The 23,500-nt window shown below is 53.7% G+C and carries 25 protein-coding genes and 1 tRNA gene; 11 read left to right on the top strand and 15 right to left on the bottom strand.

Going from position 1 to position 23,500, the window contains the following annotated elements; translation table 11 throughout:
- Positions 1-1,479 carry a Y-family DNA polymerase gene (locus tag ACEN9O_RS02715; RefSeq protein WP_495616119.1) on the bottom strand — a complete coding sequence of 493 codons (1,479 nt, stop codon included), beginning with the start codon at positions 1,477-1,479 and terminating at the stop codon, positions 1-3.
- Entirely contained in the window at positions 1,403-2,146 is a 744-nt protein-coding gene (imuA, locus tag ACEN9O_RS02710; protein ID WP_495616118.1) for a translesion DNA synthesis-associated protein ImuA, read from the bottom strand. Before imuA ends, ACEN9O_RS02715 begins: the two co-directional genes overlap by 77 nt.
- 155 nt (positions 2,147-2,301) lie before the next feature.
- On the opposite strand from imuA, the gene ACEN9O_RS02705 reads away from it, so the two are divergent.
- Complete coding sequence (locus ACEN9O_RS02705; RefSeq protein WP_495616117.1) at positions 2,302-2,853, top strand: hypothetical protein; 552 nt, start codon at positions 2,302-2,304, stop codon at positions 2,851-2,853.
- Between the two features lie 530 nt (positions 2,854-3,383).
- On the opposite strand, the gene ACEN9O_RS02700 is transcribed toward ACEN9O_RS02705, so the two are convergent.
- From ACEN9O_RS02700 to ACEN9O_RS02675, 6 genes are all read right to left on the bottom strand, one after another.
- On the bottom strand, positions 3,384-3,959 hold the full coding sequence (locus tag ACEN9O_RS02700; protein ID WP_495616116.1) for an HAD domain-containing protein: 576 nt from the start codon (positions 3,957-3,959) through the stop codon (positions 3,384-3,386).
- A gap of 12 nt (positions 3,960-3,971) precedes the next feature.
- On the bottom strand, positions 3,972-4,823 hold the full coding sequence (locus ACEN9O_RS02695) for a flagellin N-terminal helical domain-containing protein (protein WP_495616115.1): 852 nt from the start codon (positions 4,821-4,823) through the stop codon (positions 3,972-3,974).
- Between the two features lie 3 nt (positions 4,824-4,826).
- Complete coding sequence (locus ACEN9O_RS02690) at positions 4,827-5,204, bottom strand: hypothetical protein (protein ID WP_495616114.1); 378 nt, start codon at positions 5,202-5,204, stop codon at positions 4,827-4,829.
- A 75-nt stretch (positions 5,205-5,279) separates the two neighbouring features.
- Complete coding sequence (locus tag ACEN9O_RS02685; RefSeq protein ID WP_495616113.1) at positions 5,280-6,146, bottom strand: hypothetical protein; 867 nt, start codon at positions 6,144-6,146, stop codon at positions 5,280-5,282.
- A 56-nt stretch (positions 6,147-6,202) separates the two neighbouring features.
- Complete coding sequence (locus ACEN9O_RS02680) at positions 6,203-6,685, bottom strand: hypothetical protein (protein WP_495616112.1); 483 nt, start codon at positions 6,683-6,685, stop codon at positions 6,203-6,205.
- Between the two features lie 23 nt (positions 6,686-6,708).
- A complete protein-coding gene (locus ACEN9O_RS02675) occupies positions 6,709-7,383 on the bottom strand; it encodes a hypothetical protein (RefSeq protein WP_495616111.1) in 675 nt (224 codons plus the stop codon).
- Positions 7,384-7,627: 244 nt separating this feature from the next.
- Here ACEN9O_RS02675 and ACEN9O_RS02670 point away from each other — a divergent pair, with 244 nt between their 5' ends.
- From ACEN9O_RS02670 to ACEN9O_RS02655, 4 genes are all read left to right on the top strand, one after another.
- Positions 7,628-8,074, top strand: a complete 447-nt coding sequence (locus tag ACEN9O_RS02670; RefSeq protein ID WP_495616110.1) for a helix-turn-helix domain-containing protein — start codon at positions 7,628-7,630, stop codon at positions 8,072-8,074.
- A gap of 64 nt (positions 8,075-8,138) precedes the next feature.
- A complete protein-coding gene (locus ACEN9O_RS02665; protein ID WP_495616109.1) occupies positions 8,139-8,567 on the top strand; it encodes a hypothetical protein in 429 nt (142 codons plus the stop codon).
- Between the two features lie 103 nt (positions 8,568-8,670).
- Complete coding sequence (locus ACEN9O_RS02660; protein ID WP_495616108.1) at positions 8,671-8,961, top strand: H-NS histone family protein; 291 nt, start codon at positions 8,671-8,673, stop codon at positions 8,959-8,961.
- Between the two features lie 49 nt (positions 8,962-9,010).
- Positions 9,011-9,733 carry a TIGR02391 family protein gene (locus ACEN9O_RS02655; RefSeq protein WP_495616107.1) on the top strand — a complete coding sequence of 241 codons (723 nt, stop codon included), beginning with the start codon at positions 9,011-9,013 and terminating at the stop codon, positions 9,731-9,733.
- Between the two features lie 118 nt (positions 9,734-9,851).
- On the opposite strand, the gene ACEN9O_RS02650 is transcribed toward ACEN9O_RS02655, so the two are convergent.
- Positions 9,852-10,223, bottom strand: coding sequence for a hypothetical protein (locus ACEN9O_RS02650; RefSeq protein ID WP_495616106.1), 372 nt, complete (start codon positions 10,221-10,223; stop codon positions 9,852-9,854).
- 196 nt (positions 10,224-10,419) lie between these two features.
- Between ACEN9O_RS02650 and ACEN9O_RS02645 the strand changes: the two genes are divergently transcribed.
- The 3 genes from ACEN9O_RS02645 to ACEN9O_RS02635 all read left to right on the top strand — a co-directional run bounded on the left by ACEN9O_RS02645 (position 10,420) and on the right by ACEN9O_RS02635 (position 12,198).
- Positions 10,420-11,022: a hypothetical protein gene (locus ACEN9O_RS02645; protein WP_495616105.1), complete on the top strand. Its 603-nt coding sequence runs from the start codon at positions 10,420-10,422 to the stop codon at positions 11,020-11,022.
- 68 nt (positions 11,023-11,090) lie between these two features.
- Positions 11,091-11,540: a hypothetical protein gene (locus tag ACEN9O_RS02640; protein ID WP_495616104.1), complete on the top strand. Its 450-nt coding sequence runs from the start codon at positions 11,091-11,093 to the stop codon at positions 11,538-11,540.
- A gap of 64 nt (positions 11,541-11,604) precedes the next feature.
- A complete protein-coding gene (locus ACEN9O_RS02635; protein ID WP_495616103.1) occupies positions 11,605-12,198 on the top strand; it encodes a YkgJ family cysteine cluster protein in 594 nt (197 codons plus the stop codon).
- A gap of 131 nt (positions 12,199-12,329) precedes the next feature.
- Here ACEN9O_RS02635 and ACEN9O_RS02630 read toward each other — a convergent pair whose 3' ends face one another.
- Positions 12,330-12,635, bottom strand: a complete 306-nt coding sequence (locus ACEN9O_RS02630; RefSeq protein WP_495616102.1) for a single stranded DNA-binding domain-containing protein — start codon at positions 12,633-12,635, stop codon at positions 12,330-12,332.
- Between the two features lie 65 nt (positions 12,636-12,700).
- Positions 12,701-14,035 (bottom strand): hypothetical protein, encoded by a 1,335-nt coding sequence (locus tag ACEN9O_RS02625; protein WP_495616101.1) that lies wholly within the window; start codon positions 14,033-14,035, stop codon positions 12,701-12,703.
- An 839-nt stretch (positions 14,036-14,874) separates the two neighbouring features.
- Between ACEN9O_RS02625 and ACEN9O_RS02620 the strand changes: the two genes are divergently transcribed.
- On the top strand, positions 14,875-15,543 hold the full coding sequence (locus tag ACEN9O_RS02620) for a hypothetical protein (protein WP_495616100.1): 669 nt from the start codon (positions 14,875-14,877) through the stop codon (positions 15,541-15,543).
- A gap of 124 nt (positions 15,544-15,667) precedes the next feature.
- Here the strand turns inward: ACEN9O_RS02620 and ACEN9O_RS02615 are convergent, their stop codons facing one another.
- Together ACEN9O_RS02615 and ACEN9O_RS02610 are read right to left on the bottom strand one after the other, a co-directional pair.
- The gene (locus tag ACEN9O_RS02615) at positions 15,668-16,060 is read right to left on the bottom strand and encodes a hypothetical protein (RefSeq protein WP_495616099.1); all 393 of its coding nucleotides are present in this window, start codon (positions 16,058-16,060) and stop codon (positions 15,668-15,670) included.
- Positions 16,061-16,286: 226 nt separating this feature from the next.
- Entirely contained in the window at positions 16,287-17,039 is a 753-nt protein-coding gene (locus tag ACEN9O_RS02610; RefSeq protein ID WP_495616098.1) for a hypothetical protein, read from the bottom strand.
- A 451-nt stretch (positions 17,040-17,490) separates the two neighbouring features.
- Here ACEN9O_RS02610 and ACEN9O_RS02605 point away from each other — a divergent pair, with 451 nt between their 5' ends.
- Entirely contained in the window at positions 17,491-18,774 is a 1,284-nt protein-coding gene (locus ACEN9O_RS02605; RefSeq protein ID WP_495616097.1) for a DNA primase family protein, read from the top strand.
- Between the two features lie 398 nt (positions 18,775-19,172).
- Here the strand turns inward: ACEN9O_RS02605 and ACEN9O_RS02600 are convergent, their stop codons facing one another.
- Both ACEN9O_RS02600 and ACEN9O_RS02595 read right to left on the bottom strand, forming a co-directional pair.
- Positions 19,173-20,684 (bottom strand): site-specific integrase, encoded by a 1,512-nt coding sequence (locus ACEN9O_RS02600; protein WP_495616096.1) that lies wholly within the window; start codon positions 20,682-20,684, stop codon positions 19,173-19,175.
- A 177-nt stretch (positions 20,685-20,861) separates the two neighbouring features.
- Positions 20,862-20,938, bottom strand: a tRNA-Pro gene (locus ACEN9O_RS02595).
- Between the two features lie 207 nt (positions 20,939-21,145).
- On the opposite strand from ACEN9O_RS02595, the gene ACEN9O_RS02590 reads away from it, so the two are divergent.
- Positions 21,146-23,482 carry a TonB-dependent receptor gene (locus ACEN9O_RS02590; RefSeq protein WP_495616095.1) on the top strand — a complete coding sequence of 779 codons (2,337 nt, stop codon included), beginning with the start codon at positions 21,146-21,148 and terminating at the stop codon, positions 23,480-23,482.
- Positions 23,483-23,500: the final 18 nt, after the last annotated feature.

Genomic DNA, 23,500 nt, shown 5'->3' with positions numbered 1-23,500 from the left:
TCAACCAAACATTCCGTGCAGATGCCAACGCCCATCGGGGATTCGTTCAAGATAAATCCAGTAGCAGCTTGAGTCGGAGGCTTGCGCAATGTAGTAGTCGCGTGCTGCCAATTGGTCATTCCACCATCCGGCTTCGATTCGCTCTGGTCCCTTTAGCATTTTCAGCTGGGAATTATAAAAAGGCCGGTCGCCTCGAACCAGGAGCGGAATAGGCTTGTCCAGCAGCCAGAATGGTCGCTCGAATGACGCATCCTCTCCCACGGGTTTTGATAGCTTCTCGGTTGCTGGCACCCATATATTTGATGCCTCTGGGCGATGGTCGTGTGTTTCGGCGGGGACGAGAACATTGCTGCTACCGAGGCGTGCGCTCAGTAGTTCCAGAAGCCGCTTGAAATCGGCGGGACTTCCGCCTGGTTCGGGGAACAGGTCCTCAGTCGGTGGAACCATAGCAGCAAGTAGACGAACTTCAAGTCGTACTGCGATTACCGGAGCCAAGAGTTCCACACGGCCTAATCGTTCTTTTAGCAGCCGGGTCATGTGGTCGATTCGCCAGGCCGGCTCTCCCAGCCGAATCTCGACTTCCGTAGCCGGTATTGCGTCTCTCCCGCGTTCGTGTTCGAGCATAAATGCGAATGTACTCACCGCATGCTGACGGGCCACCAACCATCCTACGAATTGCTGTAGAAGGCCCGTGGCGCCATCGAGAAGAGCATCCGCATGCTCGACCCTGTCGAACGTCTCAATGCGCGCTGTGAACGCTTCTGGTACTGTTATCCACTGAAACATCTCGGATGCGAGACCATATGCGCGGTCGAGTTCATCGAGGACACGTTTGCTCATGCGGCGTTGGATACCTTGACGAGGCAGGCGACGTAGTGCTGCCAAGTCCGTGGCTCCGATTCCGGTCAGCCATTCCAGATGCTCGACCGCGCCTGGTAGGTACTCACAAGGTATGCGGTCCAGTTGTCGTTCCAAAGAATACATCTTTACTACGCGACGCAATGTGACCTCGCGTTTCACAAGGCGCAGGCGGGCGAGCAGCCACGCTCCCATCGCAGTTGGAGCGGTACCGAGACGAACCGTTACTCCAATTGCCTGCGCACTCGCGCGAATTTGACGGCCTATGGCCGCGTGACCACGGAAGAGGCGGAGGCTAGCGGTGACATCTAACAATAGACTGAAATCATCAGCGTAGGCCACCTCAGGCGTGAATTGGAGTAGCGCGAACGCCACGGCATTTAGAGTGATTTCCTCACGTTGTGGGTCTCGCTCCAGAATAACGGTAGATGGTGAGACAGCGGATACTCCCCCTGGGCGCATGCCGACCCGCACACCCGAAACGAAGGCTTCGCGCGACACAGAAATTATCTTCCCTTTCTCGACAACCGCATAAGGCGCGGGTTCACACCAGTGCGGCCTGAGGGACTCGAGAGGTAACAGTGGAAGGTGTACGCTGAACCAGTACCGCATTTTGGTCATCCAAGAATCGTTGACGGGCTGGCATGCTAGCTAGCGGAACATATAGAGGTTCGTCGTGATGAGGTCCACGGCGTTTGATAATTTCCACCGAAATTCCACCGGCAGCGGGTCGAAGAGCAAGCCTAAGCGGCGCCGGGGAAGCATCGGCAGAGGCGCTCATCGGACGCAGCAGCCAAAATGTGGTGTCCGTGGTCTGAGCCGCAAGGTTGAGTCGCCGGAGTGCCTCACTGCGAGTATTGGTTTGCCATAACAATACGGCACCGCAACTTCCGTTTCGCAAAATTTGCTCGGTCGACCATAGTGCGTCCGCTGTTGTGGGCGCTCGTACCCATAGAAGGTTCGGGCAGGTCAAGTCAAGGAACTTACAGGCGGATGAGTTTGGTAGATAAGGCGGTTGAATTAATGCGACCCGCCGCCTCTTAGACAGCGCCGCCAATGTTGGGCGCAGTAGGTGCATCTCGCCTATACCTGATTGCTGCAAAAGCAGTTCGACTAACGTTGACTGCGGCCAGCCGCCGTCTGGGAGTTCCGCATCTAACAACGCATGCCCTGTAGAAGCAGACAGAGCCCGACTACGACTCAATTCACTCGCACGCCACACGTGACGCAGCGCGACCTCAGCTGCTTGCTGTGCCTCACAATGAACAGGTTGCGGAAGAGAAATCATGGCCTATATTGCAACAATTTTCTGAGTTTGCTGTATGTATGTACAGTATATGCCTCGGTGTCACATCTGCACAAGTCCGATTTTATTGTTATTTGGAAATTACTCGGCACACGAGGCCCTTGGGCTGGTTAGCGTGCATTGAGTCTGAGAGCCTCTTGGCCTTGCTCGCACTTTCTGCGCAGAAAGTGGCAGCATCGTTGATGGTCGAAACGGCAAACGGACTGGGGCAGTCTAATGCGCGCGTGAGGCCCCTCACATGGCACGAAAAAAGTAGTTCTTGGGCGACCCGCATATCTCCATCACCTCCGAAGGTCAGAAAGGATTTCGGGCAATTTGACTTGGTGAGCGGGTCACTTTCTGCGCTGAAAGTGGCCGACCTGTGTAAAAGAATGAATAGACCCAAACGCCGAAGTAAAACTGACGTTCATTTCTCAGCACCCTGGAAAGGTGGGGATAAAAGCATCTTCGTGATGAGCACGTGGATGGTCAAGGTAGTGCGTCGTGCTAAGCACTGTAGTTCCTTTCTGAGTACTTTCTGCGCTGAAAGTGAGTGGCGACGAAATGTTGGATGCCCGAAGTCTTTTGGCATGGGAAATTACTATCAATGGAGTAGTCGAAATGAGCTTTTTATAGACAGTAATGCCGAAGCCCAGTCCCAGTTTTGGGGAGACTTACAAATATTGTTTGAGATTGAAATAATTATCTAAACTGTTTATGTTGTTTAATTAATGTCATACTATTGTGAACCTATTCCGATATGGAGGGCGTATGAGTTCACTCTCAAAGGTGATTGACCAGATGTTCGCACGCGGTGACGACAAGAACGGCTATGAGAAGTATCGACGTCTCATCGTTGCTGGAACTGCGGTGATATCAGCCATTCTTCTTGCTTGTATGCTGTTTCTTTGGTTGACGAATATGCCGAGGTAGAGGCAGCTCATGTTGGTACCCCAGTTTAAACAACATGCGACTCGATGGTGCTTCGCCTGAAGTCGCGAATGTCGAAGGTCGCAATCAAGAGATTATGGTGGCGGTAAAAAAGAAGCAGGCATGCGCCATGCGATGGTTGTGTCCTAGATAATCCCACTTGGTTGAAGTCAGAACAAAATTAAGGGTTCCAAAAAATCGCGCCGACGGCAATAACAACACCTGCTGCCAGCACAGCCAACGCCACGGCTATCAAAAAATCGGCGCTCGTGTTTCGTCACGTAAAATTCGCTGAATAGCCCGAAGCACGTCAAAATTCCTTCAAGCAGTGGCGCAAAATCTTTTGCGCGGTACGTAGTTTGGGATATGTAAATCCGGTCCATGCATCGCAGAGTACCGCACGCTCTTCAAGATGCGAATCAACCAGTGATTGCCCGCTGACCAGGTCGTCAATCACCAGAAACGCCACCGATGTCAACAGCGCATGAGCATCGAGCCATGCGTCGATTTCAGTCAGTCGATATGAGTCAGCACCACGCGGGGTCTGCCAGTGTTCGTGCAGGTTCTCAGCGACGAACTCAAGCCCTGTACGTCGAAACGTTTCAGCCAACTGTTCGCGGTTCAGATGCAGCACCCAGGACGAACTGATGACGTACTGGGGGCCGAATTCTTCGTTCAGCAGCCTCAGATTTTCACGCGCTGACGCATGAAATACTTGCTGCCAAACGTCGTCGGCGTTGACGGTTTCATTACCAGCTAGCGCAGCCAGGACTTGGCGAGTGTTGAGCGTGCGGTGAACACACAGCACGTCGTCAATGTCCAAAAAGACCACGGGCCTTTGTTGCGGAGCGGGCGGTTTCGGTGGACGAAGCGGAGGCTTTGCCATTGGATGAGGTCCCTATGTCACGAGCGAAATCGCCAGCTGGTTCATGGAGGTCGATTGCTTCAGCATGTCTGTCCCGGCCTGCATCAGCATTTGCTGGGATGTCGCAGCAGCTGTTTCCGCCGCATAGTCGGTATCCATAAGGCGACCTTCTGCGACTTGGGTGTTCGTCGAAACATTTGCCAGGTTGTTGTACACGTGCTCCAAGCGATTTGACACGGCGCCCATCTGGCTGCGTAAAGCTGCCCAGCTGTCTATCGCCGCCTCGGAATTTGCGATTGCAGTGCTCGCGTTCTGCGTCAGAATGACATCGAGGTCAGCGTTCGTGTAATTAAGCGAATCGAGTGTGCCAATAAGCGCAGGTTGTAAGTTGACCTCCATCACATTCGATGAACTGTCCCCGATTTGCATCTGAACAGGGTGCCACAACTTTGCAAAATTATTTGGAGGCGTGCTGATAAAGAGGTCTTCGCTGTTGTACTTTGTCTCGACACCGTGCCACACCTCCGCGAACAAACTAACGAATTCCGTTTGCAGGGCTTCCTTATCTGTAGCAGTTGTCGAACCATCGGCGGCTTGGATAGCGAGGTCTTTCATGCGGCCGAAGAGAGTGATTATCGTATCGACAGCGCCTTCGGCTACTTGCATCAGTGAGATGTCGTTCTGCGTGTTTCGCATCGCCACAGCCATGCCACTGGTCTGCGCTTTTAGTCGAGTCGCAATTTGCAGACCAGCGGCATCGTCCATCGCTGAATTGATGCGATAGCCTGTACTGAGGCGCGACATCGCAACCGAGGCGGCGCGACTAGAGCGGTCGATAGCGCGGGTCGCAGACAGCGAAGAGCTATTGGTGCGCAAACTCAGCATCTGTCATGCCCTCTGGGACGAAGTATTGTTGGCTACGGCGCTTTCAGGGACCACCCACTCCAAGACAGAGGCCGTCTGCCGGATGACCCATTTCATCTCCGCGTCGCTACCCCAGGTCGTGCTAAGCAGTTGGGCTAGCAGGCGTTCAAGTATCTGCGACTCCGTCAGATTGAGATATTTTGTGGCCCGGTTTTTCTGGCATTTTGCGACCAATTGGGTCACAAGGTCACCGCAGATTTCATACCGTTCTGCGACGTCAGAGTCGGATGGCGCTGCGACATAGTGACCGGTGCTCGCATCAAATCGAGCGGCCACCTTGGGCTGCAAACCCGCCAACGAGGCGAGGACAGCTTCGCGCGGAAAATCATCAGGTACAGACATCTTGCCTTCCTCTCGTCCTTTTAAGAGCGCCAGCGCACCAACGCTGAATGAAACGACTTATACTGACTGCCAAAATCACTTCTGCGCGAGCACGTCAGCGTATGCTGCTCCGCCACCAGCGACTGCAATCAGCACACCAGGGTGTGCGTCGCCGTTGGGGAGCACAGCAGTCCCATCAATGTCGATTTCTCCGGGCAGTGAACCGTATGGGCCGATAACACCGGTCATGTTCTGCGTCACTCCGTTTGTCGCCGTGAACGTAACTGAAACGTCGTGGACTTGGCTATCTGGGTGGAACGCCGTGATGGTGCCGCTGAAGCTGCCTTGCGCCAACTTTCCAGAGATGGAGCCCCCGCTGGTGATGGACATTGAAGTCCCTGTGGTTTTGCCGTTGTAAACACCAGCGAGCGTTGCGTACGAACCCGTAACGCTATTTCGGTATGCCACATTCACACCGCCCAATACCGACAGCGTCGTGTCTATACCAACGCTTGCCGCATTCTTCATCGAGAGACCTGACACCGCAGGGCCGTTGCCGAGAATAGCCCCTGTGATTGACCCCGTTTGTCCGGTCACTGAACCGCGCTGGTCATATAGCGTGAAATTGACGCTGCCATTTCCGGCACTGCTGCCGCCGTTTTGTATCATCGAGCCCGCGAATTTCCCCACCCACAGAGCCTGGCCGCAAATTCGGTAGCCGGTGTTGTCGCTACCAAAAATCAATTCGTCGTAGCCCCGATGATGCACTTGGCGGGGGAGTCCCAGTTTTGGGTCGTATTCCATGGTCACAATGTCGCACTGACTCGTGACGATGTTCATCTGAAACGCGCCGCGAAATTGCGCTGCCATCTCTGGTATATCACCCGAAGCGCCACCGCCGCCGCAGCCACTAATGGCCGCAGTAACGCCGCTTACTGCTAACAACTTGAAGATTTTTTTCAATTTTTTCGCAGCCCTAAAAGAGGAAAGAATATTGGATGAAGCCTGGCATTGTTCGCCTAAAAATTGTTCAGCTCACTACGGCATTGTTTTGCAAACTGCACTGCTTGCTGATAAATTCCATCTCGAATTTTTCGTGCTGCCTCTTGAGAGTTTTGGCTGGTTCGCCAGGTATGTAAGCCCATCTGGCACAGTAAAATTGGGCGTTCAAAGTTGCTCGCGCCTTGCCGTGGCGCCTTCAGCGATAGAGTTCCGGACACGATGCGGAGGGACTGGAATTCCGGCTCGAACGATTCAGTAACATCCGCCTCCACCATCGCATCGACATTGCTCGGATTGGGTATGGCGGAAATTCCACCTGCGCGAAGACCCTGTAGTACAGCACCGGAAATCGCGTCTGGGCTGAGCACCTGGTCATGCTGACCCGTGCCTTTAGTGAATTCGAACCAGTAGCCAACTGAAGGTGCCGCCTGTGCAGCTGGGGCCGCGAGTGCAAGGGCAACTACATGCGCGGCCATCGCTGCTGGGCTCAGGAGGTGCAAACTATTCCGCACGTAAGTCCCCATCATTTGAAGCTGAGCTTGTCGACAGCAGGCAATGGACCGAGGTCAGGTTGTCCCTCAACGTGTACAGCGCGTGCACCGGCAGCGCGCTCGACTGAGCGCATCATGTCCACGATGGTCTTGTTGACCCATTCTTCGGGCGTCCCAGTCAGTGCGTTGGCGCCCTCACGGATGACCTGGTAAAAACCGCCAGACTGCTTGGTAAATACGGCGTACATGTCGACGTTATAGCCAGCTTTGTACTTGTAGATGCACGTGTAGAGCGTCAGATTGTTTGAGCCGCTGATATTCCTGGTTGCCTTCGATGTCCATACAGCATCAGCGCAGTTTGCGACCTTGAGGCCCAGGCCACCGCTCTGTGCGGACAGAATCTTCAGCATGGCCGAGTTTTGACCGTTCAAGCCAGCGGCGATGTCATCGATGCTGAAGCGTCCCGGTACGCTCGGCACCGTTTTTCCAATTTGAAGTGGGGTAGCTGTCTGTACATTGTTCGTGTTGGCCGCCAAACCGTCCGATGCCGCCCTTGTAATCGTTGCGGTGTCTGCGCTCGTTTTGATGTCGTAGACGTGGTAAATCTCAACCGCCTCGCTGCGTTCGGCGAGTGTAGTGTTGACGGTCGAGCATGCCGAGAGGGCGATACCAGAAACAGCTATTGCGATAGATTTGTAGTGCTTCATTCAGAATGGTCCTTCTCTAAGTCGAACAGCGGACGGAAGTCGACTATCCCCTGGAAATGTTTGGGAAGTCGCTTCCTGCTTGGCTTGCCATGCAACAGACATGCCGCCAGACAAAATACTTCGACGCAAAAGGTGTCAAAGATTGCGTTATGGAAATATCATTGTAGATTCAAAAGCGGTGGATGTAAATACGGTCGAGAGATTATCTGTAGATAAATAAACTGTAATAAATGAAGCTCGGGCAATGAAGATGCTCGAAAAAGACCCCTCCAAGCTTTCGTTTCGCGTACGGTCCGCTCGCTTCCTACGAGCTGAGCGGGAGCGACAAAAAATCAGTCAGGAAGACCTGGCTGTGCGTGCCGGATTTCATCGGACGTACGTCAGTTACATCGAGCGTGCGGTGCAAAACATGTCGTTGGAGAATGTAGAAAAGCTGCTGATGGCCCTAGGGCTCGAAGTTGGACGCGAGGGGGTGTCTGCTCGTGGACGATTTGCGAAAAATCTACGGGCGGTGCGGACGGAAAAGGGCTTATCGCAGGAAAAGCTAGCGGAGTTGGCGGGGCTGCATCGTACCTACGTAAGTCAGGTAGAACGAGGGGTAGTCAGCATTTCGCTCGACAACATCGAAAAATTAGCGGCTGCCCTGGACGTGTCGGAGGAACAGCTCGTCGGTATGGATATGTCCGTTTAGACCCAGGCAGTGCTAGACTGGATTGTGCCTTCGGTTCAATCTCCATTAGAAAAGAGTGATGCTCATGGCTGTCTGGCAGTTCGACCTCTACTTTATCCAAACGGAGCAGCGTCCACCTGACACGACTGCTGAAGATTGGGATATGCCTCCGTTATCTCGCGAATTGGTACGCGCGGTGCAGGAAAAATTGGTTCATTACTTCGGCCCACCCTGGTTCATGCTTGAGGATTGGCTGGTGTTCGGCCCAGAAAATGGGAATCGCGTTGACGTTAGCTTTGACGAGTGCGCTGGCGCCTGTGTGTTTGTTCGGTGCGACAAGCGCATCGAAGCCCCCCAGTTTTTAGTACTCATTGCAGACCTCGCCCAGTCAAATGGATGTCGATTCTTTTGCCCTGAAACTAAAGAGCTCATCGAGCCGGACTTGCGACAGCTCTCAAATGCGATGCATAAGAGCCGTGCGTTTGTAGACCATGGCCGTCCGGGATTTCACTAGCGGGCTTTAATCGCAGTACTTCTCCTCTCGCCAAGTCAGGCTGGATTTCGTTTTCTTGGAATGATAGATTTCACACTCCACATGACAATTTAGGAAGCTAAGCATGAGCACATACGCAGAAATCAAGGCCCAAATCGCGGAACTGGAAAACAAGGCCAAGGAAGCACGTTCTTCTGAAATCGCTTCAGCTAAAGCACAAATTGCAGAAATCATGAAAACATTCGGACTGTCTCTGAGTGACCTGGGCACGACCTCCAAGTCGAAGGGGGATAACGTCCGCCAGCCTGTGCCAGCGAAATACCGTGACATTGCGACGGGTGAGACGTGGACTGGTCGGGGTCGTGCTCCGCTTTGGTTGTCCGGGAAGAATAAGGATGACTTCCTGATTAAGTAACACAACGGCCATCGACCTTCATTCACAATTATTGAGCGCTTCTCCGAGTATGCCAACCCTCTTTACGCTTATCCCGGATGCAGACGCAATTTTGGCACTTCAACCCGAGGAATTGGCCGGGCTCGGGCTAGAGCTAATCACGTCAGTTGTTCCTGAAGATGGGATTGGTTCGCCTTTGCATCCGACGTCATTTACACATCCGCAAACGCTTGGGACGTTTCCATCGGACAAACGTAAGGAAGTGGAATACGCGATGGCGGAAGGATGGAACTGGCTGCTTCGTGAAGGATTGATTGCTCCAGTCCCGGGGGAAACATCCGGTTGGCACTTCGTGACACGAAGGGGGAAACAGTTGCGTGACCGCGCTGGAGTCGTGGCATACGCTAACTCCGTTCTACTTCCACGAGGCATGCTGCATCCAGCTACCGTTCAGTGCTGTTGGTCTGCATTTATGCGAGGCGAATACGACACAGCGGTTTTTCAAGCTTTTCGGGAACTCGAAGTCGCAATCCGGGCAGCTGCTGCTTTTTCTGCTGATGATTTCGGTGTGCCGTTGGCACAAAAGGCCTTTGGCGAAAAAGGCCCTCTCACGGACAGAAATGCGCCTACAGGTGAACGTGTAGCTCTGCTGAACATGATGACTGGAGCGCTCGGCTCCTACAAGAACCCTCACAGTCACCGCAAGGTGCAGCTCAGCGCCATTGACGCGAGTGAGATGATAGTGATGGCTAGTCACCTGATGAAAATAGTAGACTCACGACGCCCCGCGTAGCTATGTTGGCTCTGGCGCGCAAACCGCCGGTCGTCCAGCATCATTGGCCTTAGTAGGTCTAGGTCTGCGAGCACTATAGTTTGCATGAAAATGGCGAGCAAACTGCTCGCCATTGGAATTACTTAAAGCGCTTATCCTTTTGTCGCGCGAGGTACAGCAAGTAGGCTCTCATACCTGCTTCAAAGTAGTCTGCTCCGAGGGCCTGCGCACCGTTGATGGTGCAGTAAACACTTTCGTGGTTCTCAGTTGTCTCAAATTGAGGGTTGTGGTCTTGTAAAAAATAAATTGCACTAACCATCTGCAAGGGAAAATTCCAAATGCGGATTTCGGGTGCTTCTTGGTCGCCGTCTAGGACAACTACGATTTCCCCGTTTTTTTCGATGGCTACAAGCGGCCCCGAATCCCCGCCAATTGCTCCAGGGTGAATCGCCTTCTGGAAGGTTCGCATTAATGTCTCACCTTCCAGTTTCAAAATCTCTGCTTCGTTCATTTTGACCTCATTAGAATCGTAGGACAGCCCTACGAAACGTATAGATACAATCGCTAATTCGGTGGGAGGTAGGGTGCAGGACAGTCGCTTCCGTTCGCCGTGTAGTTGCCCCATGTTAAAATTTTGCTCTGGCAACGCAGCCGAAATCAGTTAACGGAGGTGTTGCATTGAACCCGTTGGAATTCCAGGAGGATGTGTGAAACGACGTGAGCGGGATTTCATAGCACTGTTCAACGCACTCTGGTATCAGGACTTTCCGGTGATTCCTGGCCATGAGGACCTCGGCAAGCGCGCCGTGTGGACGACCCATATCGCAACCACTGTCAAGAAGTGCAGCGACCTGATGGGCCTCTTCACATGCTTCGAAAGCGGAGGTCGCACAGATGCGGTCGTTCAGAATGCCAATCGCGAAGCGTGGGCGAAGGTTGAATGGGAGTGGTACCAGCCGAAGAACGAGAAGGTTAATGAAATCCACAAGCTTGCGGATGCATACGAGCAGGCCGACGCGTTCATATTCATTGGATACAGTCGCCGCGAACACCATGCGGAAAATTTGGCGAAGATAAAGCAAACGTGGGGTAGTCTCGGTAAGCCATTAATCGTAGTCTTGGTAACCTTCTCCTTTCATGGCCAGCGGCGCCATTTCGACTTGCTTCAAACGCACTACATAAAGAATGGAGTCCACAGACAAGCTAGGAAGCAACCAGCATTGCCTTGGGATGTCGAGGGAACGAAGTGGGCCGCGTTGGCGCGCCCAACTACCGCCACTGACGCGAAATCCGATGAATGCGATATTTGATAAGTCCTATTTTGCATCCGCAATACGTGCGAATATAGCTGTTGCTCTTTCCAAATCTAAGGAAAATAATGACGAATAACGTTGTCCAGTTTTTAAAAAAAGTCGCGGCGGAACAAGGTTTCCAAATATTCGATGCAATGTTCGGAACCATCCGTCTAGGGCAGGAACTGCCAATCGTGCAGTCAAGCGGCGCAGTATACGGAATCTGGGTACAGGATGTTGCTCCACCAAAACCTCATGTAATTGAGATTCCCGGACATCCTGGATGGTACCCGGTGTATTGGGGTAAGGACGTCGCCCCGGTTAGCCGAATGAAAGCTCATGTGCAGGGGCATAAGGCTAACGGAAATGCAAAACTTCCAGCTGTGTCCGAAATCCAAGGGAAGCCTATTATCTTCGGGGCGATATTAGTCGAGAAATATGATGCGTTCGAGCACATGCTTCATAGTCAGTATCATCCGTTGAAAGGGACCTCTGCCAAAGGACGTTCCCATAGCGTCGTGTCAATCGAGCGTTAGAAAAATTTGATGTTAGCCCAGAGGTTTGGCGAAGCGAATGGTTTGAGAAAAAACGGAGAAAAATATGAGTGAAAACTTGACTGCTAATGAGCGTGCAGAGGCATTTATTAGGCAGCGTCCAATTAGTCTGCTAGCTGAAGCTTACGAGCTGCCGAAGAAAGTCGCGTCCATGAACGCGAAGCCTATGCTACGCATTCTTCCGATTCTCGATGTTGTCGGGCGCTTCTCGGAGGCTGCGAAGCCATATGTCGCCTGTGCTAAGGGTTGTAACCATTGCTGCCATAATCAAGTTGCCATCACTGGGCTAGAAGCACAGCTACTGGGAAATAGAATCGGCGTAAAGCCTGCAACGCTTAAGCCACCAAGGTTACGACCTCAAACAGACTTCGACTATAAGACGCCTTGTACTTTCTTAGAAGATGGCGGGTGCTCCATTTATGAGAACCGTCCCTTTGTGTGTCGAAATCATTCGAGCTTTGAAACTAGTCCCGATGCCTGCCGAATCACCGATGAGAATGGGCTTCGTCGCCAGGGCGTGCAATTACTGACCCCGGATTACCCAGGAGTGAAAGAGGCACTAAACGTAGTAGTCAACGCATACGGAAAAACCGAATATGCTGACATTCGCGACTATTTCCCTAGCGGTCGTGGAGGATGAGTAAGGTTAGGTTAAATACCTTTGTTCAATGATAATACGCATGCGTAGCATCTAAGATGCTTTGTCTGGAAACGAGGGAACCACCTCATGCGAGGTGATTCCCAATCATACAGTTGGGCGGATGTCGAATCTTAGGATTCTAAGACGGCCATTTGTTTTACTATCTTAGTCGCTTCAAATGCGATGACTAGCAGAGTTCCGGTCGGCTTTCCTTCCCGGGATAAATAGAAGTCAGCCTTCAACTTCCCTGTCACCTTAACGAAGTCGCCCTTCAGCAAACCGGGGTCCTCATCCTTCATGATGCGGACCGTGTACCAGGTGGGTGCATCGTCTTTTCCGCGTTGGCTTTCACATGCGCGAAACTCATAATACCCTTTACCACTCACCTTACCGACTTTGCGTTCTGGCGCAGTGGCCACGTTGCCAAATGCTTGCATAGTTATGTCCTTTTCTAGAAAAGGAGCGAGCAAAAAACTGCGCTCCTAACTCGTATAGCAACCTTTCAAGATGCCCCTTCGTTTGGTAGTTTGAGTGGAAACTGAGACGCGGGTTCACGCCATCGTTCGGTGGCGGCAATTCGGCGGTAGGGGAGGTAGTTCTCTTCGAACCAACCGGCTGGCCGCGACTTGTCGGCGTCACTGCCCTGATAGTTCGGAAGGCCAGTGGGAAGCATTTGCAGGATGACGTGGCCCACGCATGCATCCTCTTGACCTGTAGGCGAGTCCTGAGCGCGCCAAATCTCAAAGGTATCGTTCCCCACGTAGACAACACGACAGTTGTTATCGCTCTCGGTGAGGACGTAGTTGGCTGTTGCCCGGGCCTCGGCGAAAAGCTTATTTCTCAAAAGCTGAAAGTAGTTGGCATTGCTGGCCTGAAGCGATACGCGCTTGAGATGGGAGAGCTCTTTAGGGAGAGACATCGTTTTCGCCAGCTCTGACAAAGGCTTACCGACCATTCGGACCAGCGCGAGAAGACGGGCCATCCTGGCCGCGCCTCGTTTGCTGGCATCAATTTCGAACCAAGTGACGCCATCGTCTTCCAATGCGATGACGTCAGGTAGTAAGGTCACTCGCGCCTTCTTAGGCTTCTGGGGCGCGTCAGTCTTTGCTGCCTTCTCCGTCGTCACAGACAGTAGCCCTCGCTTGCTTACTTGGGAAATTTTTTCTGCGTGCTGATTCAAGGTTTGCATTAGTTCTGATTCGGTCAGTGCCTCGAGACCACGCGCTTCACAGCACATGGCTATGAAATTCAGCCAGAGGGTGTGATTTGGGTTGACCATGTTTGCTGCGCTTCTAATGGATGCTTTTGCATCGATGCCGTAGGCGCCCAGGAACCTCTTTCCGGCCTCGGTCATTGCGTAAATGGTCTGATGCCGCTCGGTCTTGTAGCTCAGCACACAGCGCCGTTTGATAAGCCCTCGTAGGGTTCGTCGTGCCGCCTGACGCGCTGCGGTATAGGGCCTCTCCGCAAAGCATGCTACGGCAATATCGACAGCGCGAACTATACGAAATCTCGCCAGGCATCTCAGCACCTCGAATGCAATTTGTTCTTGTAAGTCGACGGGGTGAACCTGTTTTGTAATGCCACGGTTTACTAGTCCGCTCCGGGCTTTTGATGCTGGTTTGACTAGCGATGCGTTGCGATTCGTCGCCGTGTGGACTGATGCAGCGTCGGGTGGGGTTGCTGGCGTGATTGATGCGGCACCATGGGGCGGAGCCAGGGAGCCTGCGTAGGCATCGGCATTGGCCTTTTCGCCGCTGTATCTTTTGTTTAGTTCATTACGTGTTAAAAAGTGCTCTTTTTCAGTGCTGCTCAATTTTAATGGTATGTGCTTCATCAGAGTTCCTTCATGAGGTATTGTTTTCGACTGGCGGAGTGCTATCGGTGTTCTTCCGCACGTCAATCTCCGCCTTGTCTCGTATAGCAACTTGTGAATCGCGGAGTGATACCGTGAACCGAAGTCGTGCGGCTTAGCGTTGGCTCGTTCAATGAATCGATGAACGGCTGGATGCGGGCAGGGGGCAAATGTGTTTTCCCCTTATCCTGCCTTGCGCGCTTGGGCGCGCATCATCTGCGTATTCGTCGCGACGTGAGCCAAAGCGGCTGTTCTTCCAGTCCGGCTTCGCCGGGGCGCAACCCCGCCGACGGCCCCTACCGCTCTCTCTATGCCACCCTGTATCGAGGGGCTCGTCGGCACGCAGCTGTGTCATCGCATGCCGTGCATCCTGGCTTCCCCAAATTGCGAATTCAATCGCCTCATCGTCGCAATCTGTGGGCCCCGCGCCAGCTAGTTCGCACGCGTGCTCATGCTCAAGCAATGACGGACATGCGCCATTGCGTCGGCGGGGTTGCGCCCCGCCTCAGCCGTCCCCGGTCGCGAGCAACTGACTCCCCATTGCCGTGATTCCTTGACCGCTGCGACCCATACACGCGATTAACGTACCGACTATGCACACTCCTGTACGTCGTGCCGCGCCGCCTGCTACAGCCATCAAGAGTGAATGTATGGTGCCCTCAGGCAGGGCGTGTAACTGCTGCGCTGGCGTGCTGGGCAATGGTGAGGGTGCCCTCAATTGCGTGAGCAAGCTCAAATGCGTCCGCTGTTTGCGGCGCACGCAGCGGTAGCCGACAAAGAGAAGTTGCTATACGTCTCTTTAACCACTACAGGAGATATAAATGCAGGTACGAGTTCGAGGAAATCAGGTGCACCTACTGGTGTCGAAATATCAGCGCTTCGATAGAAAAACGGGGATTGGAGGAAAGAGCAGCGCGGTACCCATCGCTAAGTTCCCAGCAAGCGCAACAGAAATACCTCAAGACTTACCGCTGGCACTGAGCGAGGCGGATATCGAAAAAATTATGCGCAAAGCTATTTTGCCTGCGCGTGAGCGCGAGAGGCAACGTATTGAAAATGAAGCGGTCGCACATGGTGCTGCGGCCGCGCACGCCATCGACCCAAACTGGCGCATTGAGAGCGCGTTGGCGCCGCTGGAAGATGCATATCGCGTTATCAGCGCGAATGGACTCCCACTGTGCGATGAGAAGCTATGGAGTGTAATGAAACGTTGCGTTGAAATTGGTTTGCTCACTTCTTCGAAGGGCGCAAACAAATCAGGGCAGGTCGCTAACCTACTGACCGCCTTGACTATGTCGATGTCGATGGTTTCGGCGGAAATTTCGACAGAGGCATTTCCCGATGCAGTACCGGGCAACTCAGGAGAGGCCGCTTTGAAAAAGTCTTGGAGCGAGATGGGGAGGGCGAAACTGGCTCTGCAAGGAGCTTTGCAGAAAAAGAGTTACGTGCAAAAACGAAATTCGGAAAACAATAAGGAGGAAGGTGTGTAGTTGGGGCGTTACGCTGCTGTGTTCGCCTCTCCAGCTTGACGGTGGTTGTGACGCCATTCATTCCAACGAGGGACAGGCCTGAATGCCCTTCTTACGAAGGGCATTTCGTTGTCTCGGCGAGGCGTTAGATTTGCCCGGTTTCTTCCGCCTGTTCCCGTACCCGTTCAGCAATCTCCCCGGCGCTAATGAAGCCTTCTTCATCGTAGTGTTCTGCCAAGTGCATCAAGGCAGCATACCAGCGGTCACGGGTACGGTAGCAATCCTCATACATATTTGCGTAGTCGTCCAGGAATTGTTCGAACAAATCGGCGTCGGCGAAAACTTGGGAAACCCACTTCTCAGAGTTGATTATTCCGCCCTCTACCGCAGCAGTCAGCGCGTCGAGCACTATGTGCACATCCACGCCAGCCGATTTTTTGAATGGGATGAAGGTTTTTGAAGTTGCATCATATCCACCGAGGTCGCTCATCGGGGTGATTTCTTGGAGTTTCGGTTCGTATGCAGTGATAAGTGCCATTGTTTAATCCGTGGAGAGGAGCTGCGTATTAGGTAAGGCGCAGTTCGTTGAAATTGCGCGGTGGCAATAATATCAAGAACTCAGGAAGATGGTGCGAGTTTTTCGGACGATGCCGCTGACGGAGGGCTTGACGAGACGTAAGCATGACGACGTTGACCGAGTGAGGGGCGGAACGGCAAAGGGGCAGCCAGCCTCAACTAGCTGCCCCACAACTGGATAAACTATCTCAGACTTCGTTGTCGTGGTCGTCTCGGAAAGTAGGATTGAACTTTCGGAATCCATCTTCCGCCTGGTGGGCAAGCGCAGCTGTAGTACCGAAATTTGCCCCGTAGTCTTCGAAGTCCATGTTCTCGATATCTAGTGCTTGGTTCTGCTTTTGGCGCTTAGCTAGGCTTCGTTTGGCCACGGCTTTGCGGCGTTCAGCGATGTCATTTTTCGACGTCAGTTTTTTGGACTTAGCGAGTGCGATTACAGCGTCATACAGTTTGTCTTTGAATTGGTCACTGAATGGAACAGAAAATTCAAACTTCTGCCCAACGCTATTCCAGGTTCCTAAACGCGCCAATCTCTTGAAGTGCGTTACAGGCATCAAGTGTAACGGGGCGAGGTGAAGTGAGTCATCAGGAACTCTAATATGGCGTAGTTTATTGCCCGAAGAGGACTCGAGTAGTGCTCCAAATTTGTCGAGAGATAGCGACAGAAATTTAGCGCGTTCTGATTGCTGCTGACGTCGTGCCACGGTCCGAGTCATCAGCTGTTCTATGCCTATACCCGCCAGGATGCCGAGAACTTTAATTGTTGTTTCATCGTCAATCCATTCGAACCGAAGCCCAGTTTCTGTTTGGGCGAATTTCTTTATTACTCCCCAGCTTTCAATCATGTCTGCCAGCGCCGGAGCTAATCCGGCGAGGTTCTGAGCCAGGTCGATTCTTAGCTCAAGGGCGGTTCTTTTTATTGTGTAGTGTTCGTCAATATCCATCGTGCTTCTCATTTGGTTTTAGTCAGCGACATTGCTGATATGACGTCTAGATACGCCAGTTGTCACTTTTTATCCAATCTCCCCCTTTTCATTGAATTTTTTCGATTGGCTGGGTTTGGCGGGGGCGCTCTCTCCGGTCGGACAGATGGCTCGATTGCCGGAAGAGTAAATCTAAAACACCTAGCTACACCGCTTGTCACCTTGTGACGTCGAGCGGTGCCTACTGTCGCCGCATACAGAAATTTTTATGGAAGAATGCAATGGATAAGCTTTTAGACGTATTTGAACTGGCAGAGGTCCTGGGCAGAAGCCCAGAGACCATCAAACGAGACATTCAACGAAATCCAATCGCGGTGCCTCCGCGAGTCAATCTCCCTGGGACGCGATTATTGCGGTGGCGACCCAAGGACGTTGAGACGTGGCTTGCAGAGAACGTGGTTGGTGGTCGGTTATGAGCCAAGGTTTTCAACCGCACCAATATGCGAAGTATCTGGAGAGCTCAGGTAGTTTCGCCACGGAGGGTGGGGTTCTTTATGAATGGAACGGTATCTACTGGGAAGCGTTAGTTGATGAATTGGCGTACAAGAGAGCCTACAGTTGGCTCGTTGAGCATCAACAAGAATATGCTAGTGCGACAAACGCAACCGCTGCTGTGAAAGCCGCTTTGCTGCATTGTAGGGAGGTGCCGAAGCCCGCTAGCGGTGTGCTAATTCCCTGTCAAAACGGTTATGTCGAAGCAGTGGATGGAGTACTGCGCCTGTTGCCGCCGGCAGAGGATAAGGGACTGCGGCACGCGTTGAAGTGCTCTTGGAGTGCTGAGTGTGCTACTCCTACTCGTTTCCTGGCATTTCTCAATACAGTCTTGCCGGACAAGGGCGTACAAAATAGAGTGCAGGAGTATTTGGGGTATACGCTAACTGGGGATGCCAGATACCAACGGGCGCAGCTGTGGATAGGGACGGGGGCCAACGGAAAGGGCGTGCTTGGGAATCTGATACAAGCACTACATGGGAATGCCCAGTCGTTTAATCTTAACTCGATTACACCTGGAGGGTTTGCGATGTCACAGCTGGTAGGCGCCAGCTTGATTTATTCAGATGAGGCGCCGAAAGGGCGAATCAGCGAAGACCTTCTCAAGTCGCTCATCGCCGGTGAAAGCGTTTCAGCCAACAGAAAGTATAAGGACCCAATCACAGTGCGTGTTCTTGGAAAGTTCCTTGTACTCGGCAATCAGGTTCCGAGCATAACAGACCACTCGGAGGGATTTTGGCGACGTTGGGACATTGTGCCTTTTGATGTAACTATCCCTGAGCACGAAAGGGACCCAGAATTGGCGGAATATATCATCGACAATGAGTTGCCCGGAGTCCTCGCCTGGGCGCTGGAAGGGCTGTTGAGGCTGCGCGCGAGAGGTAGGTTTGACCCGCAGATTCCGATTGCCATGGCCCGACGTTTAAACAGTGCGAAAGTGGAGACGAATCCGCTTCGTGCCTGGATTGATGACGTGTCAGTCGAGGTCGTTGCCCCTCCGGTAGTCAGCGAAAAACAACTGGTGTATGACCACTTCGCGGAATGGTGTAGACGCAATGGTATTTACCCACCGGCTTCTACGACTTTCTGGACGGAGCTTAGAACAATCTTCGACATTCAACAAAGTAGACCGCGAACGAAGGATGGAAAGCAGCCCTGGGTATGCAATTTGCGAATCCCCAATGTTGCGACGCGAATGGCATAAGGGGTCTGCTGGCCTTGTAATGCACGCTTCGGCGTGCATTCTTCGTTCTGCGTTGCCTATCGGCTCAGTGCTTCAACCGGCGGTCGACTTCCTTATTCTCATACGAATTTCCGCTGAGTTGGGTGAGTCGATGGGAATAGGAAAACCTTTTTGGGGGAGGACGGTCCGTAAAAAAAGTCTTTCAAAATGGTGAACTCACCCAACTCAGCGAAGAAAAAACATAGAAAAAATTGGCAAAACTGCGAGGCCATCACTCTGGCGAATTCAACTCGCCCGACTCAGTCTGGACGGACGATATCTGGCAAGTGTACGGCGCCGAGAAGGTCCGGCTCGTAGTGGCGATAGGTGATACGCAACCTATCGCTTCCTTTGGAGCATACTGGTTTTGGGCTGCCCGATTACGCTGCGTCTTTGCCAAAGAGGCGAACAACGTTCGAAGGTAAGTCGTTTGCCTCCTGCTTTGTTATACGTGACACGGTCGCGTGCTTCAGACGCATACGCCCTCGGTGTTGTTTCGCAGCGGCCTCGCCGCTGAAAGCCTCATCAAGTTTATGTGCCATGTGTGTCGTGCACAAGTGTGCATAGCGCAGCAGCATTCGGATATCCCGGTGGCCGCTGAATTTTTGCAAGTCTATGAGCGAGAATTTAGATGTCTCGGCGACCAAGCTGACACCTTCATGGCGAAGGTCATGGATGTGCAAATCCTCGATACCTGCGCGCTCCACAATACGAGCCCAGGCCTTTCTGAGGTTATCCGCAGAAATCGGGAACACGTTTGGCTCGTCTTGCGGAAGTGACTTGAGCATGTCTACGAGGTCGGCGCGAAGCGGGAGGGAGCGAGGCTGGCCATTCTTGGTCTCGGCCAAGTAGGCTGAACGCTTTTCGAAATCGATGTCATCCCACTCAAGCCTCAACGACTCACCTCGTCGCGCAGCTGTCATAATTTGAAAATTGATGTAGGTTTCAAACAGCGGAATATGTACGTAATCCTGCTCGGCTTGCAGGCGCGCGTTCTTCAGCGCCTCCTTTACGAGCTTTTTCTTTGAGTAGATAGTACTCAGGTCAGCAGCTGCTTCACGGTCCTGCTTTATCAGCTCTTCAACCCGCAGCGTAATACATCTTTCCTTGTCTTCTTCAACCGCAGAGTCGAGCAAGCGCTGATGTTCGTCGCCCTTGAGTCTGCGGTCGCGCTCGTTAAAGTACTTGGGGCGACGAACAGTATCCATGGGATTGTCAGTCAGGCGATATTTCCAAATTTTCGTCGCGATAGTAAATACAGAACGAAGCGAGTCGATTTCCCGGTCCACTGTTGACGGTTCGACTTCTTGCACACGTTCCGCGATGTAGCTTTCGATGTCTTCGGTCGTAACCGCACTGAACGTTTTGCGCATCCATTGAACTGCCGCAGTGGGAGCGCGTGCAGTAAGGCGAGGGGCGGATTTACCTGCCTTTGCGGCCTCGGATGCTGCGATTTCTCTACGTTTCGTGAGTCCACCGTCAAGGTCTTCGAGCCAAGCCTTGAATTTGTACTTTTCGCTCTTCTCCCAGCCTTTTTTCTTCGGCCCTTCTTCTTTAACGTACCGATGAAGCAAGTCCTCAAAGGTAATTTTGTGGGCCTTCGTATAGTCGATGAAGATGCCGTCGACGCGTTCGGCTTCGATGCGTGCTATCGCTGTTTCAGCCTCTCGCAGAGTGGCAAACGTCATCTGCACGGTTTTGTACCCTGTCTTGCGGATTCTGACAAAAAAAGAGTCCTCTTTTTGAGTCAGCGCGGGCTTGAGTTTTTGAGCTTCGATTGACTTAGCGTATAGCTTTGCGTCCGCCAAGCTTGTGAACGGAAACTCGCGATAGAGGTCTTCGCGATTCTTGACACTGACGGCGTAGCGTGAACGGTTTTCTATGGTTGCCATGGACTTGTCTTTTCTGAAGTTGAAAAAGACGTTTAGCAACCTCCGTGTCGATATTTTATCTTGCGGATTGCTGTATGGCAATCCGCAAGATTTGGCACAGATTTGGCACAGATTTGAATTTGGCACAGATTGCCGAAACTCTTGTCCTGTGTATACCCTTATAAAATAAGGCTTTCTTGGTCGGGGTGAGAGGATTCGAACCTCCGGCCTCTGCGTCCCGAACGCAGCGCTCTACCAGGCTGAGCCACACCCCGACTACGTCTTAATTACATCAGAATTTTGCGCTTTTTTCAACTGCCGCTCCCCAGCGGGAACTCCCCGATGTGTGACTAAATGCCAACGTCTGCCGCACGAATGGCAGGTTTCTTGCTTTGCAAAAAGATCAAGATGATTAATATGGTTAAATATATCAATACGCATTATTTTGGGGCGGCGCCCTCACTGACATGGGAAGGTTAGGCATGAAAACACGGCAAAAATTGATGTGCGGCGCGGTGGCGGCGGCGATGGCGGCGATGGCGGGCCCGGCTTGGGCGCAGACCAAGCCGTCCGACGAGATCGAAGTGGTCCGGGTGACCGCGCAGAAGCGCAAGGAAGATCCGGCCAAGGTGGCGATGAGCATTACCGCCGTCACCGGCGCCCAGCTCCAGGCCGAGCACGTCAACGACTTCACCGACCTGACCCGTGTCGTGCCCAACATCTCCTTCACGGCCGCCAGCGGCAACGGCGGCGCCGGTCCCGGCACCGAGAACATCGAGATCCGCGGCATCAGCTCGACGGCCGGCGCGGCCACCGTCGGCATCTATCTGGGCGATGTCTCCATCACCGTCGGCAACGTCTACACCATGGGCACGGTGGAGCCGAAGTTCTTCGACATCGACCGCGTCGAAGTGCTGCGCGGGCCGCAGGCCACGCTGTACGGCGCCAGCTCGATGGGCGGCACCATCAAGTTCGTGCCGAACGAGCCGGACCTGAAGGAGCGCGAGTTCACCACCTACGGCGAGCTGTCCAACACCAAGGGCGGCAGCGGCAACTACGCGGCCAATATGGTGGCCAACTTCCCGCTGATACAGGACGAGCTGGCGCTGCGCATCGGCGTGCAGGCCCAGCACACGGGCGGCTACATCAACCAGGTCGACGGCGACGGCAACGTCCTGGCCAACAACATCAACAAGCTCAGCGACCAGGAAATGCGCGTGGCGCTGAAGTGGAAGCCGATCCGCTCGGTGACGATCACGCCGTCGGTCTACTATCAGAAGGTCGATGCCAAAGACATCGCCGCCTTCAACCTGGACCGGCCCTACTATCAGGCGCAAAAGCAGATCCGCGAACCGTCCAAGGATACGCTGCTGACACCCAGCGTCACCGTCAACTGGGATATGGGCGCGATGGACCTGACCTCGGCCACCAGCTACTTCGAGCGCAAGTTCGACCGCACGCAGAACGGCTCGGCCTACAACAGCTATTCGCTATCGACCTTCCTGACCTCGACCGAGGACGGCGGCAAGGCGCCGCCGGAACTGATCGCGGCGATCGCCGGCCTGCCGTCGGCGGTCTACCTGAACAACCAGGTGCGCCAGGTGTCGCAGGAATTCCGTCTGGCTTCGCGGCCGTATGACGCCAGCGTGTCGCCGTGGACCTGGCTGGCGGGCACCTACTTCTCCAACCAGCACACCAACATCATCGAGAACGATCCGATCTTCGGCGTGACCGACACCTTCAAAAGCTTCGGCTTCGACATCGCCGATCCGGACCTGCTGCCGGACGCGCGGCCCGGCCAGTTCCCGGGCGATAACTCGTTTGCCGGCGCCTTCCACTTCCGCGAGAAGCAAAGCTCGATCTTCGGCGAGGTCAATTACTACTTCACGCCGACCGTGCACGCCACCGTCGGCGCGCGCTACCTGAAGGCCGATTCCACGCTGGACCAGCGCAATGGCAACTACCTGGCCGGCGCCGGCAACAACAGCAGCGCCGCCTCGTCGTCCAAGGCCTTCACGCCGAAGTACGCGCTGACGTGGGAAGTCAATCCGACCAACACCGTCTACACCAGCGTGGCCAAGGGCTTCCGCCTGGGTGGCAACAACATCTACGTGCCGCCGACCACCTGCTCGCAGGACCTGGAGGCGAACGGCCTGACCAAGGGCCCGGATTCGTATTCGTCCGACAGCCTGTGGAGCTACGAGGTGGGCAGCAAGTCGCGCTTCCTCAACAACCGCGTGTCGGTCAACGCCGACGTGTTCTACGTGAAGTGGAAGAACATCCAGCAGGGCGTCTACCTGCCGACCTGCGCCTACACCTACAACGCCAACGCCGGCGACGCCACCACCAAGGGCTTCGAGTTCGACATCAAGGCCAAGCCGCTGTCCGGCCTGACGCTGACCGCGTCGGCCGGCTACGTCAAGGCCGAGCTGTCCAACGACGAGGGGTCGCGCAATGGCGTGGTCGGCGCGGTGGCCGGCGCGCAGGTGCAGGGCGTGCCGAAATATAACGCCGCCATCAACGCCACCTACAACTTCGCGGCGTTCGGCGACAAGAGCGCCTACGTCATGGGCGGCATGCAGTGGGTGGGCGCCAGCAAGGGTTCGCTCAATCCCGAGCAGACCGACTACCAGCGGCCGGCCTACCACAGCACCGACTTCAGCGCCGGCATGTCCATCGACCGCTACAACGTGAGCGTGTTCATCAAGAACGCCTTCGATACCGACACGGTGATCCAGCATCCGCAGGTGGCGTCCATCGTGCAGGGCTACCGGCTGGCGCCGCGCAGCATAGGCGTGAGCGTGGCGGCGAAGTTTTAAGCGATAATGCTGCCTTTG

This window comes from Duganella sp. Dugasp78 (genome assembly GCF_059491455.1).
The sequence above is the reverse complement of the archived record's forward strand: the minus strand, read 5'-3'. Positions and strand labels throughout refer to the sequence as shown.